Source organism: Pseudomonas sp. (assembly GCF_030698175.1).
In the GTDB taxonomy this organism is placed as follows: Bacteria; Pseudomonadota; Gammaproteobacteria; order Pseudomonadales; family Pseudomonadaceae; genus Aquipseudomonas.
Genome location: NZ_JAUYNT010000032.1, coordinates 30,429 through 43,813, shown reverse-complemented (window position 1 = coordinate 43,813; position 13,385 = coordinate 30,429). Strand labels below are relative to the sequence as shown.

Sequence of the window (13,385 nt, the reverse complement as noted above, 5' to 3'; positions counted from 1 at the left end):
AATGAGGCGGGGGGCCTCTCTACAAACGAGATCGCAATGCGTCTCTAGGGTGGGACGGCCTCCCCGGAACCTTACTGATTATCGTCAACAGCGTGTTTGAGCCTACTGTTTAACGATGACCTCAACATACAAGGGTGGGCTGAAGCCCGCCCTACGTTTTGCCGTCAATTCCAGCCCTCACACACCCGCAAGCCGCCCAAAACCTGGCCTGCTGCGGCAACGCCATGCCGGTAATTTGTGCCGCAGTTGCGCGCTGGAATCCCAGAGCCAACGTAAGGCAATACTGGACGCGAGCGAGCACTGAACTAAGGTAAACGCTAATAACTCGCAGCAACTGGAAACATCTATGGATAGCCATCTAGTGCTGCCCTTTTGGCTGGCCGGGCAACACCTTGCGGTAGCGCTCGAGACGGTCGTGCGGGTGCTGCCGGCGCTGATTTGCACGCCCTTGCCGGGGGCGCCAAACACAGTGCTCGGCCTGGTTAATGTGCATGGACGGCTGCTGCCGGTGGTCAACTTGGCTCAGCGCTTCGCCTGGCCAGCGGCGCCAGCGGCCTTGTGGCAACCGTTTCTCTGGCTCAAGACCCCGCGCCGCGAGCTGCTAATCCCGGTCGAATCGGTGGAAACCGTGCACAGCTGCGCCGCCCAAGACTTCGTTCCAGCCCCCCATCCACAGGTGCCATCGAGTTTTCTCAAAGGCGTGGTACGTACCGCCGAGGGCCTCTTACTGATCCAGGATGTCGAACAAGTGCTCAGCGACGCGGATGAAGAGCATCTGGCCGCCGCACTAGCAGCCCACGGAAGCACCGATGAACGTGGCTGAGGCGCTGTGCTCGCCTCGCGTGCTCGAGGTGCTGATCAGCAAGGTCCACCAGCACCTGGGCGCGGATTTCTCCGGCGAGCGCAGCGCAGACCTGCTGCGCCGCTTCAAACTGCTGGCTGCCGAACAGGCGGTAACCGACCTGCCGGTGTGGCTGGAGGCCCAAGCCTTCGCCGACTGGGACGCGGCCTTGATCCAAGCGCTGACCCCAGCGTTTACCGTCGGCGAAACCTATTTCCGCCGTGATGCCGAAGCGCTCGACTGGCTGGCCAACAACTACTTCCCCCCGCTACTGAAACACCGACGCCTCGCGGGACAGCGCCATTTGCGCATCTGGAGCGCTGCCTGCTGCACCGGCGAAGAGGCCTACAGCCTGCTGTTTTTACTCGACCAACTGCTCGGCGCAGAGCGGCCCAGCTGGTCACTGACGGTGCTGGCCAGCGATCTCAATAGCGACTCTCTGGCCCGCGCCAAACAGGCCGACTATGGTCAAAATGCCTTCCGCAGCAACGAAGAGGTGTTTCGCCAGCACTACTTCCAAGCCAAGGGCCGACTCTGGCAAGTGCGGCCGCAGTGGCGTGAGCGCATCCATTTTTTCCAGCACAACCTGGCCACCGGCCCGCTGCCCGATCCCGCGCGGGGGCTGAGCGAGGTCGACCTGATTCTCTGCCGCAACGTGTTGATGTACTTCTCCCCGGAACGGGCGGCAGTCACCCTGCGCCGCCTGCTCAGCTGCCTGACCCGCGACGGCTTGCTGTTGCTCAGCGCCGTCGAAGCCGGTATCGCCACCCAAGCCGGCCTTAGCGGTTTCTGGGCCGGCTGCAACTACGCGCTGAGTGCCAGCAGCCACCTGCCCGCCCCACGGCCGGCAAATTTACCGAGTACGGCCCCGCCATTGCTCGGGTCGCAGCTGCGCAAGCAGGTGCCGGCCAGCGCTACGGCGGCCGTAGACCATGCGCCAAGCCCGGCAGCCCAGGCGCCGGTAACCAGCAACTGCATGGCTGCCGAGTCGCCACTCAGCGCTGAACCCGTCCACGCGCAACTCTGGCAACTGGCGCGGCAAGCCCAGGCCGGCGGCCAGCACGCCCAAGCCCAACAAGCCCTGCTCGAGTACCTGGCCTGCGCCGGCCTGGGTCAGGCGCAAAAGCACCACGCCTGCCTGCTGATGGCCCGTAGCTGGGCCGATCAACAGCGCAGCGCAGAGGCCGAAGACTGGTTACAGCGCGCCCTGCTGCTCGAGCCCAATTCAGCCAGCGCGTACTGGCTGATGGCCCTGCTGGCGCAACAAAACGGCATACCCAAGGCCGCCTTGGTGGCGCTGCAAAAGAGCCTTTACCTGAAGCCGGACTTTATCCTGGCGCACTTTCACCAAGCCCGGCTGCTGCGCACCGAAGGCCGCCTGAGTGCCAGTAACAAGGCCTTGCAGATCTGCCGGCAATTACTCCAGCAGCACCCCCAGGAGGCTTTGCTGCCAGAGGGCGACGGCCTCAGTTGCGGCCAATTACTCAGGCTCTGTGAACAATTAATCGAGGACCACGCCGCATGCCCGAGCCAGTGAACGCCAACGACCAACGCTGGGACTTGATCCACGAACGGCTCGCCGAGTTCGAGCGGCGTATCGACGCGGGCTTTGCCATCGCCCCCCAAGAGCGCGAGGCACGTCTGCAAGCACGCACCCGCGAGTGGGCCCAAAGCGTGCCACAAGAAGACCCGGATGCCTGGCTCGAGGTGCTGTGCTTCAACCTCAGCGACGAGGTCTACGCCATCGAAACCGAACATATTGCCAGTGTCCTGCCGTTGCCGCAGTTCACCCCGCTGCCTAATACCCCGCCCTTTGTGCTGGGAATAGTCAATGTGCGCGGGCATATCGTCTCGGTGCTCGACCTGCGGGTGTTTTTCGAGCTGCCCATCAGCGGACTGTCGGACAAAAACTTCCTGGCTATTTTGCAGAGCTCAGAAATGGAATTTGGCCTGCTGATCGACCGGGTGCAGGGGATAGCACGAATCAAACGCGACAGCCTGCAGAGCGGGTTGGCCAATCTTTCCGGGCTGCGCGCCAGTTACCTGCTTGGCGTCACAGCCGAACAATGGACGGTACTGGATGGCGCACGCTTGCTGGGCGATCCCAGTTTGCGCATCGCGTCCGATGAATAAGCACAAGGAGAGACACCCATGACTGGCAATGTGATGAGCCTACGAATCGGCAGCAAATTGATGCTGGCCTTCGGCGTGCTGATTCTGGGCTTCGGCAGCCTGCTGTATATCAGCCAGGAGCGCTTCGTCGCCTTGCAGCAAGCCGAGGCGCTGCTGTTTCAGCAGAGTTACGCGCGGGCCTCCGCGATCAAGGAGCTGCGCGTCAATATCGCCGCCTCGCGCGCCAGCGTGCTGCTGGCCATGAGCGCTGGCCCTGGGGTCGAACTGGAGCAACATGAGGCTGAGATCCGCCGCCGCGCCAAACTCAACGACGAGCTAGTCAAACGCCTGCGCGAGACGATGGGAAGCGACGCTGAGGCCAAGGCCATCATCGATCCCCTGGTAGAGACCCGCACCGCCTTCGCCCAGGTTCGTGACACGCAGTTGCTGCCGTTAATCCGCGCCGACCAACTTCAGGAGGCACGCGACCTGTATCGGGGCGCCCAGAGCGAACGGGCGAACAAGATCGAGGAATTAGGCCTACAGCTGAGCGAACTGGCTGAGCAGCGGGTCGCACAGGGGCAGGAGAACTCCCGTCTGGCGCTGCAGACCCAGCGCGACCTGCTGTTCAAACTCGGCTTGGCGCTGGTGACCGCCGCGGCCCTGCTGGCCTGGCTCTTAAGCCGGCACATCGCCCAACCGCTGGCGCGCCTGACCGGCTGGGCCGAACAAATCGGCCGCGGGGAAATCCCCAGAGAGGTCGCCGCCAGCGCCCGCCAGGATGAGGTCGGGCGCCTGGCACAGGCATTCGTCAATATGAGCGGTTATTTACGCGAGCTGGTACAGGAGTTGAATGAGAGCATCGCGGTACTGGCCGCCTCCAGCGAAGAAATACTCGCGGTCACCACCCAGGTGGCCGCCAGCACCCAGGAAACCGCCACTGCCATCAGCGAGATCGCCACCACCGTGGCGGAAGTCAAACAGACCGCGATTCTCGCCGGTAGCAAATCGCAATCTGTGGCCGCAAGCACCGAACGTACCCGCCTGGTCGCCGAGGGCGGGCGCCAGGCACTGGACGAGACACTCAAAGGCATGCGCCAGATTCGTGAGCAGATGCAGGCGGTGGCCGAAAGTATTATGCGCCTGGGCGAACAGAGCCAGACCATCGGCGAAATAGTCGCCTCGGTCAACGACCTGGCCGAGCAGTCCAATTTACTCGGGGTTAATGCCTCAATCGAGGCGGTCAAAGCCGGTGAAGCCGGCAAGGGCTTCTCGGTGGTGGCTCAGGAGGTCAAGACCCTGGCCGAGCAATCCAAGCTGGCCACCGCCCAGGTGCGCGGCATTCTCGGCGAAATCCAGAAGGCCATGAGCAAAGCGGTGCTGCAGGCCGAGCAAGGCAGCAAAACCGTGGAAAGCGGCTACCAACGCGCCGAAGTCAGCGGCGAGGCGATCCGCACCCTGAGCAGCAGCATCGAGGAGTCCAGTGAAATGGCCCTGCAGATCGCCGCCACCAGCCAGCAACAGATGATTGGCATGGACCAGATCGGCAGCGCCATGGAGAACATTCGCCAGGCCAGCCAGGACAATGTCGGCGGCACCCGGCAGGTCGATCTGGCGGCGCGCAACCTGCACCAGCTGGGCCTGAAACTCAAGGGCCTGGCCGGTCAATTCAAGCTGTGAGCAGCGCCCCCCCAGTCGCGCACCAAGGCATGCACCCAAGGAGACGCAGCATGATGGGTAAGATCACAAACCTCAGCATCGGCAGCAAATTGATGCTGGCTTTCGGCGGTTTGATTCTAGGCTTTGGCGCCCTGCTGCTCACCAGCTTGGAGCACTTTACTGGCCTGCAGGAAGCCGAAGAGCTGCAATTCAAACGCCGCTACGAGCGGATGTCCGACGTCAAAGAGCTGCTGTCCAACCTCAATTTGCAGCGCACCGAACTGCTGGAGATCGTCGCCGAGGGGCCCACGGGGAACCTGAAGAGCCATGAACAGGAAATTCGCCAGCGCACCGAAACCAACAGCCAACTGCTGGAGCAGCTGCGGGCTGGGGTAAAGGAGGACCCGGCGACTATCGAGCTGCTTGATCAACTGCAAAGCACCCGTGCCGCCTACCTGCATACCCGCGACAGCAAGGTGTTGCCGCTGCTGCGCAGCGAACGGCTGGAGGAGGCACGCGGCTTGATCGCCGGCGAGCACAGCGAGCAATTAGCGCGGCTGCGCGCACTCGGCCAGCAGTTGGCCGAGCGCACCAACCAGCGCGTCACCGATGGTTTGGAGCAGTCACGCCAGGCCCTGGCGGTAGTGCACCAGCGAATCTTGCAACTCGGTCTGCTGCTAATCGTCGCGGCGGCCGTGCTGGCCTGGCTGCTCAGCCGCCATATTGCCCAACCGTTAGCGCGCCTGACCGGCTGGGCCGAACAGATCAGCGGCGGCGAAATCCCGCGGGAAATGACCGACAACGCCCGCCAGGATGAAGTCGGTCGTTTGGGTCAAGCCTTCACCTGCATGGGCCGCTATCTACAAGCCTTAGCCGCCAAAGCCGAGGCCATGGCGCAGGGCCAGTTGCATGAAGATAGCCAGCAGGTAGCGGAGCAAGATGTGTTGGGCCGCGCTTTTGCCACCATGGTCGGCAACCTGCGCCGGCTGGTGCTGGAGCTAAACGAGGGGATCGCTGTGCTGGCGGCCTCCAGCGAAGAGATACTCGCAGTCACCACCCAGGTGGCCGCCAGCACCCAGGAAACCGCCACTGCCATCAGCGAGATCGCCACCACCGTGGCGGAAGTCAAACAGACCGCCATTCTCGCCGGCGGCAAATCGCAGTCGGTAGTCGAGAGCACGGGACGCAGCCGCCAAGTTGCCCTGGGCGGACGCCAGGCACTGGACGAGACGCTCAAAGGCATGCGCCAGATTCGTGAGCAGATGCAGGCGGTGGCCGAAAGCATCATGCGCCTGGGCGAGCAGAGCCAGTCCATCGGCGAGATAGTCGCCTCGGTCAACGACCTGGCCGAGCAGTCCAACCTCTTGGGGGTCAATGCCTCAATCGAGGCGGTCAAGGCCGGCGAGGTCGGTAAAGGCTTCTCGGTGGTGGCCCAGGAGGTCAAGACCCTGGCCGAGCAATCCAAGCAGGCCACCGCCCAGGTGCGCGGCATTCTCAGTGAAATCCAGAAGGCCATGAGCAAGGCGGTGCTGCAGGCCGAACAAGGCAGCAAAACCGTGGAAAGCGGCTACCAACGCGCCGAAGTCAGCGGCGAGGCGATCCGCACCCTGAGCAGCAGCATCGAGGAGTCCAGCGAAATGGCCCTGCAGATCGCCGCCACCAGCCAGCAGCAGATGATCGGCATGGACCAGATCGGCAGCGCCATGGAGAGCATTCACCAGGCCAGCCAGGACAACGTAGGCGGCACCCGCCAGGTCGACTTGGCGGCGCGCAATCTGCATCAGCTGGGCCTGAAGCTTAAGGGCCTGGCGGCCCAGTTCAAACTGTGAGCCGACCATGAGTCTAGATCGCGAGGCGCTCAGGCAACGCTTACTGGCCAGTTTCCGGGTCGAGGCCGAGGAGCGCCTGGGCATATTGGCCGACGGCCTGGCCAATTGGCGCGAGACCAGCGCCAGCAGCGAATCGATCGAATCGCTGTTTCGCGAGGTGCACAGCCTTAAAGGGGCATCCAGGGCGGCGGGATTGCTGCCCATCGAGCAGCTCTGCCATGCCTGGGAGAGCCTGTTGGGGGTGGTGCGCCGTGGGCAGTTGAGCCTGACCGCGGAGCGGGTTGAACTGTGCCGGCATGCCCTGAAGGCCGTGCAAAAACTGCACGCCGGGCAAGCGTTGGATGACGATGAGCAAGCCCGTTTGATCGACAACCTGGAGGCCGCCGCGCTCGGCGAGGCGGTGAGCCTGCCACCGACTGCACCGAGCGGGCCGGCAATAGCGCTGGACCCGAGCACGGTACGGGTCTCGACCCAGCGCCTGGACTCACTGCTGTTTCAGAGCGAGGCGTTGTTGCAACACAAGCTCGAGGCCCAGGCCCACCTGCTTAATCTCAAGGCCCATGCGGCAGCCTTTGAGCCGCTGCGCAGCAAACGCCTGCTCAGTAGTGGAGCCCTCAAACAGTTACGCGAGGGCCTCGATGAACTGCCACAAAATGCCCACGACGGCCTGAAAACCGTGCTCGATTACCTCGACTGGAGCCTGGCGCAACTCGACCGCCTGCACTTCAGCGCCACCCGCCTGGAAAAAACCGGCAAGCATTTGGCCCAAGGCCTGACGCAGCTCTCAGAGTCTTTGTTCAGCGAGCTGCAAGCGGTGCTGCTGCTCTCTGGCAGCAGCCTGATGGAAGGCTTGCCGGACATGGTGCAAGACCTCGCCAGCCAAGCCGGCAAGCGGGTCGAACTGCAGATCAGCGGTGACAGCCTGCAAGTCGACAAACGTATTCTCGACGAGTTGCGCACGGTGCTCACCCACCTGCTGCGCAATGCCATCGACCATGGCCTGGAAACCCCGCAGCAGCGCAGCCAGGCCGGCAAAGCGCCGGTCGGCCTGTTGCAAGTAGAACTGCTGCAAGAGTCGGCGGATCGCTTCGAGTTACGGGTCAGCGACGATGGTCGCGGTATCGACCTTAACCAGCTGAAAAACCGCGCCGTCGCCAGCGGCCTGCAAACCACCGAACAAGCTGCGGAGCTCGCCGATAACGAAGTCTTGGCGCTGATCTACTGCTCGGGCTTATCCACCAGCGCCATCATCACCGACCTCTCCGGCCGCGGCCTGGGCATGGCCATAGTGCTGGAGGTGGTCGAGCGCCTCGGCGGACGTATCGAGCTGGAGTCCACGGCCCAGGGCACCTGCTTTCATCTGCATCTGCCGCTGAGCCTATCGACCTTTCGCGCGGTGATAGTGCGCAACGCCGAACGGGTGTTTGCGATCCCGGCGCTGGCGGTCGAACGTTGCCTGCGGCTGCCCAGCAGCGCGATGAAAAATCTGGAGAACCGCCCGTCGGTGGTGCTCGCCGGCGACGTATTGCCGGTCTGGCCGTTGGCCGATGTGCTCGGCCTGGCCAGCCTCGAGCAGAGCGCCAGCGAATTAACCCTGCTGGTCCTCAAGGTGCGTGGCGAGCGCTTCGCATTGCTGGTGGAGGAGTTGCTGGGCGACCAGGAAATCACCGTCAAGAGCCTTGGCCGGCAACTATTGCGGGTGCGCAATCTGCTGGGGGCGACCGTACTCGGCGATGGTCAGCTGGTGCCTATTCTGCATCCCACCGACCTTTATCGCAGCGCCCTGGAAACCTCCGGCTCCAGCCTCAGCCAACAAAATCAGCAGCGCAGTGCCGTGGCGCAACAGCGACTACTGATTGCCGAAGACTCCTTCACCTCGCGGGGCCTGCTGAAGGCGATTCTCGAGACCGCCGGCTATCAAGTGGCCACCGCCAACGACGGGCTGGAGGCCTGGAATGCACTGAAGCAGGGGCAATTCGATCTGCTGGTCTCCGACGTCGAGATGCCGCGCCTGGATGGTTTCACCCTGACCAGCCGGATTCGCGCCGACCGCGACCTGGCCAATCTACCCGTGGTGTTGGTGACCGCCTTGCATTCGGCCGAAGACCGCGCGCGCGGGCTGGAGGCCGGCGCCAATGCTTATCTGGTGAAAAGTGGTTTCGAGCAGGAGAGTCTGCTGGATGCCATCCGCCGACTAATCTAAAACCCGGCTCAAGATCGTGGCGCGCGCAGTCGATCATGAGCCGGCTCTAACTGAGGAGTAACGGCATGCGCATACTAATAGTCGACGACTCGGGGGTCACGCGCCTGCTGCTGCGCAGCGTCTTCGAGGCCGAGGGCTACCAGGTACGCGAGGCCAGCAGCGGGGCGCAGGCCCTAAAAATACTGGAAGATTACACCCCTGACATAGTCACCATGGACGTGCATATGCCCGACATGGATGGCTATGAAACCACCGCACGGATACTCGAAAAGCACGCTCTGCCGGTGGTGGTAATAACTGCCAGCGCCGACCCCTATGCCACCGCAACCGCCATGCGCGCCCTGGAGGCGGGCGCGCTGGCGGTGCTGGAAAAACCCTCTGGTCCCGCGGCAGCAGACTTTAGCCAGCGTATGCACGAAGTGCTGCAAGTGCTGCAAGTGCTGCGCAACATGGCCCAGGTCAAAATAGTCCGGCGCCCGCGCAAGCTTGAGGGCGCATCCGGCAAGCAGCATAGCGTCCCGCAACTGATTAACAACACCGTTAACAACACCGTTAACAACACGCCTCAACTGGTCGCCATCGCCGCCTCAGCCGGCGGACCGGTGGCCCTCAAAACCTTGCTGCAGACCCTGCTGCTGCCACAACCCTGGGCACTGATCTTGGTCCAGCACATCGCCAACGGCTTTCTGCTGAGCTTTCGTGACTGGTTAGCCAGCCTGTCGGCCCTGCCGGTCGCGGTGGCCGAAGAGGGCCAGATACTCACGCCAGGGGTGCTCTATCTCGCCCCTGACGGCGTGCACCTGGGTTTTTCCGCAGAGCGCCGCGTGCGCCTGCACACGGGGCCGCCGGAGGAACATCTGCGCCCCTCGGCCAACTACCTGTTTCGCTCGGTGGCGCAGCAGTTTGGTAAACAGGCGATCGGCATCCAGCTATCAGGCATGGGCCGCGACGGCGCCCAAGGGCTGGCCGAACTGTACAAAACCGGCGCCTTGACCCTGGTCCAGGAGCCCAGCAGCGCGGTGATCGACTCCATGCCCAGAGCTGCCATCGACCTGCAGGCGGCGCGACAGGTGTTGCCGCCGGAAGACATAGGATTATTGCTGAACCTGATAGCCACACAACTAGTGCCACCAAATTCGCTAGGCAAGAGGGAATAAGCCATGTACACCGACGCCGAGATTTTGATCGTCGAGGACAGTCCGACCCAGGCCACCGAGCTGCAATACATACTCGAGTCAGCCGGTTGCAAAGTGCGCGTCGCGCGCAACGGCATCGAAGCGCTGGCGATGCTCGCCGAGCAGCGGCCGACCATCATCATCAGCGATATTGTGATGCCCGAAATGGATGGCTATGAGCTGTGCCGCCAACTGAAAAACACCCCCGCGACCCAAGGCATTCCGGTGATTCTGGTGACTTCCCTGGCCGATGCGCGGGACGTGGTGCACGGGCTGGCGTGCGGCGCCGATAACTTCATCGTTAAACCTTACGATGAGAAGTACCTGATGTCGCGCATCCGCTACTTCCTGGTCAATCTCGAATTGCGCGGTCACGAACGTGTGCAGATGGGCGTCGAGGTGGTGCTCGAGGGCGAGCGGCACTTCATTACCGCCGGCCGCCAGCAGATTCTCGATCTGCTGATCTCCACCTATGAGCAGGGCGTGCACCTCAATCACCAGCTACAGGCCAAGCATGACGAACTGACCCGCAGCAACACGCTGCTCAATTGCTTGTTTCACTTCACCAGCGGCCTGAGCGATGCCAAGAGCGAACGGCATGTCATCGATGCCGCGCTACAGCGCATCCTGGAGTTCCCCGACACCCAGGGCGCCTGGTTATTGATGGCCGACGCCGACGACCCGAGTGAGCCGGCCCAGGTGGTCGGTGCGCGCGGACGTGGCCGCGCCTACGGCCTCGAACAACTGAGCAACTGCGCAAAGAACTGCCCCTGCCGGCACGCCTGGTTGAGCGACAAGCTGAGCATGCCCTGCAATATCGCTGAGTGTCCGGCCTTGACCGAGCAAGCTGGGGAGTCTGTGCACGCTTGCATACCACTGCTGCTCGGCGGTGAAACCATCGGCCTATTGAATGTGGTGCAGAACCATGCGCGGGCCTGGTCTAACGAAGCCCTGCTGGCCCTGGCCTCGATCGGCCGCCAGTTGGCCATGGCCCTGGGCCGGGCCCGGCTGTTCGAGAGCATGGAGCAACTGGTGGAGCAGCGCACCGCGGCCTTGGCCAAGAGCGAGGCGCTGCTGCGCAAAGTGCTCGACAGCCTGCCGGTCGGCGTACTGGTCACCGACCCACAGGGCCGGCTGATCATGAGCAACCCCGAAAGCAGCTTGATCTGGGGCGGGCCACACCCGGTCGGCAGCGAGGGCTACAACCAGTACCGCGGCTGGTGGGCGGAAAGCGGCGAGCCGCTTGCCGGACAAGACTGGGCGATGATGCGCGCCGTGCAGCATGGCCAAGTGTCGCGCAACGAAGTCATCGATATCGAGACGTTCGAGGGCGTGCGCAAGACCATCCTTAACTCGGCGGTGCCCTTCCTCGACACCCATGAGGTGATCCAGGGTGCCATAGTGGTGATCCAGGACATCACCGAACAGCGCCGCCGCGACCTGGAAATGCGCACCCGCACGCGGGCGGTGGAGGCCAGCGTCAATGCGGTGGTAATCACCGACAATGAGCAGCCCGACCAACCCATTGTTTACGTTAACCCAGCCTTCGAGCGCATCACCGGCTACGCCGCCTGCGAGGTGCTCGGCCGTAACTGCCGCTTTCTGCAGGGTGACAATCACGACCAAGCCGGGCTCAGCCATATCCGCCGGGCGCTGCAGGCCCAGGAAGAAGGTGGCGCGCTGCTGCGCAATTATCGCCAGGATGGCTCGCCGTTCTGGAACGACCTCAAGGTCGCCCCGGTGATCAATGACCGCGGCAAGGTCAGCCACTTCGTCGGCATCCTGCACGACATCACCGAAGGCAAACGCTACCAGGAAGAACTCGAACACCAGGCCAACCATGACAGCCTGACCGGGCTACCGAACCGCAACCTGCTCAATGACCGCATCAGCCAGGCCATCGCCTTTGCCACTAACACCAACCGCCAGTTCACCCTGGCCTTTATGGATATCGATAACTTCAAGGTGATCAACGATAGCCTCGGCCACAACGCCGGCGACCAATTGCTGATCCAGATCGCGGCGCGCCTGCGCGACTGCGCGCGCAAGATCGACACTGTGGCGCGGTTGAGCGGCGATGAGTTCATCATTCTGCTGGCCAACTCCGATCAGCTCGGTGAACAGCTCGCTTGGCTCGAACGACTCAAGCAGAGTATTGCCACCCCGCTGATGCTCGACGAGCAGGAAGTGGCCGTTAGTTGCAGCATTGGTTTTTGCTGCTTCCCCAGCGATGGCCGCGACGCTGGCACCCTGCTGCGCAATGCCGACACGGCGCTGTACCAGGCCAAGCATCAAGGACGTAACCGTATCTGCGCCTTTATGCCGGCCATGAACGAACAGGTGCAGAAGCGCTTATTGATCGAGCGCGAGACGCGCCACGCCCTGCAGAACCATGAATACCTGGTGGTCTATCAACCGCAACTCGATCTGCACAACGGCCGTCTCTGCGGTTTCGAAGCGCTGGTGCGCTGGAACCGGCAGGGCAAAATGGTGCAACCCAACGACTTTATCCCGCTCGCCGAGGAGAGCGGCTGGATAGTCGCCATTGATTTCTATGTCTTCGCGGCGGTCTGCCAGCAGCTGACGATCTGGCGTGAACTGTTCAACCAGGACCTGAGTATCGCGGTTAACTTCTCGGCCATCAGTTTCGCCGAGCCTGACTACGTCGAGCGGATTTTGGCGATCTTGCAGACCCATGGAATTTCACCGCGCTGGATCAAGATCGAACTGACCGAAAGCATTCTGATGACCAATGCCGACGACGTTCTGCACAAGATGCAGCAGCTCTGCGCTCAGGGCATTCGTTTCTCCATCGACGACTTCGGCACCGGCTATTCGTCGCTGGGCTATCTGAAGCGCTTCCCCTTCAGCCAGCTAAAGATCGACCGCAGCTTTATCACCGACATCATCACCGACCCCGACAGCGCCTCGCTGACCCGCTCGATGATCGCCATCGGCCATAACCTGGGCATCCAGGTGATTGCCGAAGGGGTGGAAAACGCCGAACAACTGGGCTTTCTGCGCACCGCCGGTTGCGATGAGCTGCAGGGTTATTTTTATTCGCCACCGCTGCCGCCCCAGGCGTGCCTGCAGTTTCTGCAACAGGAGGGTTCGTTGCTCACGCTGCCCACCAATATTCTCGACGACAGCCCGCGCTATCTGCTTATCGTCGACGACGAACCCGCCATTCTCAGCGCCTTGCAGCGGGCACTGCGGCTGGAGAACTACCGGATCATCTCCGCCAGCAGCAGTCACGAGGCGCTCAAGCTGCTGGCCACCCACGCCATTGATGTGGTGTTGAGCGACGTGCGTCTGGCCGATGTGAACGGCCTGGATTTCTTGCGCCAGATCAAAATCATTCACCCCGACGTCGTCCGCATGGTGCTCAGTGGCTCCAGCGAAATCGGCATCATCCTCAGGGCGATCAATGAGGGCCTTATGTATCGCTTCTTCACCAAACCCTGGGAGCAGGACGATTTGCGCAACCAGCTGCGCGAGGCCTTCCAGCTGCGCGAGCTGCATCGCGAGAACAAGCGCATGCGCCAACAGCTAACCGAGCAGTAACT

8 protein-coding genes are annotated in these 13,385 nt (G+C 62.5%); all 8 read left to right on the top strand.

The window, feature by feature from the left end; all coding sequences use genetic code 11:
- The first annotated feature begins 346 nt into the window (after positions 1-346).
- The 8 genes from Q8R10_RS18105 to Q8R10_RS18070 all read left to right on the top strand — a co-directional run bounded on the left by Q8R10_RS18105 (position 347) and on the right by Q8R10_RS18070 (position 13,383).
- The gene (locus Q8R10_RS18105) at positions 347-823 is read left to right on the top strand and encodes a chemotaxis protein CheW (RefSeq protein ID WP_305655275.1); all 477 of its coding nucleotides are present in this window, start codon (positions 347-349) and stop codon (positions 821-823) included.
- On the top strand, positions 810-2,378 hold the full coding sequence (locus Q8R10_RS18100) for a CheR family methyltransferase (protein ID WP_305655274.1): 1,569 nt from the start codon (positions 810-812) through the stop codon (positions 2,376-2,378). The genes Q8R10_RS18105 and Q8R10_RS18100 overlap by 14 nt, the downstream gene beginning before the upstream one ends.
- Positions 2,363-2,974 (top strand): chemotaxis protein CheW, encoded by a 612-nt coding sequence (locus Q8R10_RS18095; RefSeq protein ID WP_305655273.1) that lies wholly within the window; start codon positions 2,363-2,365, stop codon positions 2,972-2,974. The genes Q8R10_RS18100 and Q8R10_RS18095 overlap by 16 nt, the downstream gene beginning before the upstream one ends.
- An 18-nt stretch (positions 2,975-2,992) precedes the next feature.
- Positions 2,993-4,633, top strand: a complete 1,641-nt coding sequence (locus tag Q8R10_RS18090) for a methyl-accepting chemotaxis protein (RefSeq protein WP_305655272.1) — start codon at positions 2,993-2,995, stop codon at positions 4,631-4,633.
- Between the two features lie 50 nt (positions 4,634-4,683).
- Positions 4,684-6,441, top strand: coding sequence for a methyl-accepting chemotaxis protein (locus Q8R10_RS18085; RefSeq protein ID WP_305655271.1), 1,758 nt, complete (start codon positions 4,684-4,686; stop codon positions 6,439-6,441).
- Between the two features lie 7 nt (positions 6,442-6,448).
- Positions 6,449-8,644, top strand: a complete 2,196-nt coding sequence (locus tag Q8R10_RS18080) for a response regulator (protein ID WP_305655269.1) — start codon at positions 6,449-6,451, stop codon at positions 8,642-8,644.
- 65 nt (positions 8,645-8,709) lie between these two features.
- Positions 8,710-9,801, top strand: coding sequence for a chemotaxis protein CheB (locus Q8R10_RS18075; RefSeq protein WP_305655267.1), 1,092 nt, complete (start codon positions 8,710-8,712; stop codon positions 9,799-9,801).
- A gap of 3 nt (positions 9,802-9,804) precedes the next feature.
- Positions 9,805-13,383 (top strand): EAL domain-containing protein, encoded by a 3,579-nt coding sequence (locus Q8R10_RS18070; protein WP_305655265.1) that lies wholly within the window; start codon positions 9,805-9,807, stop codon positions 13,381-13,383.
- The last annotated feature ends 2 nt before the right edge of the window (positions 13,384-13,385 follow it).

What these genes read in the sequence shown, in the direction of transcription:
- Q8R10_RS18085 (WP_305655271.1), top strand. Translation starts at nt 4,684, where the DNA reads ATGATGGGTAAGATCACAAACCTCAGCATCGGCAGCAAATTGATGCTG.
- Q8R10_RS18105 (WP_305655275.1), top strand. Translation starts at nt 347, where the DNA reads ATGGATAGCCATCTAGTGCTGCCCTTTTGGCTGGCCGGGCAACACCTT.
- Q8R10_RS18070 (WP_305655265.1), top strand. Translation starts at nt 9,805, where the DNA reads ATGTACACCGACGCCGAGATTTTGATCGTCGAGGACAGTCCGACCCAG.
- Q8R10_RS18100 (WP_305655274.1), top strand. Translation starts at nt 810, where the DNA reads ATGAACGTGGCTGAGGCGCTGTGCTCGCCTCGCGTGCTCGAGGTGCTG.
- Q8R10_RS18090 (WP_305655272.1), top strand. Translation starts at nt 2,993, where the DNA reads ATGACTGGCAATGTGATGAGCCTACGAATCGGCAGCAAATTGATGCTG.
- Q8R10_RS18075 (WP_305655267.1), top strand. Translation starts at nt 8,710, where the DNA reads ATGCGCATACTAATAGTCGACGACTCGGGGGTCACGCGCCTGCTGCTG.
- Q8R10_RS18080 (WP_305655269.1), top strand. Translation starts at nt 6,449, where the DNA reads ATGAGTCTAGATCGCGAGGCGCTCAGGCAACGCTTACTGGCCAGTTTC.
- Q8R10_RS18095 (WP_305655273.1), top strand. Translation starts at nt 2,363, where the DNA reads ATGCCCGAGCCAGTGAACGCCAACGACCAACGCTGGGACTTGATCCAC.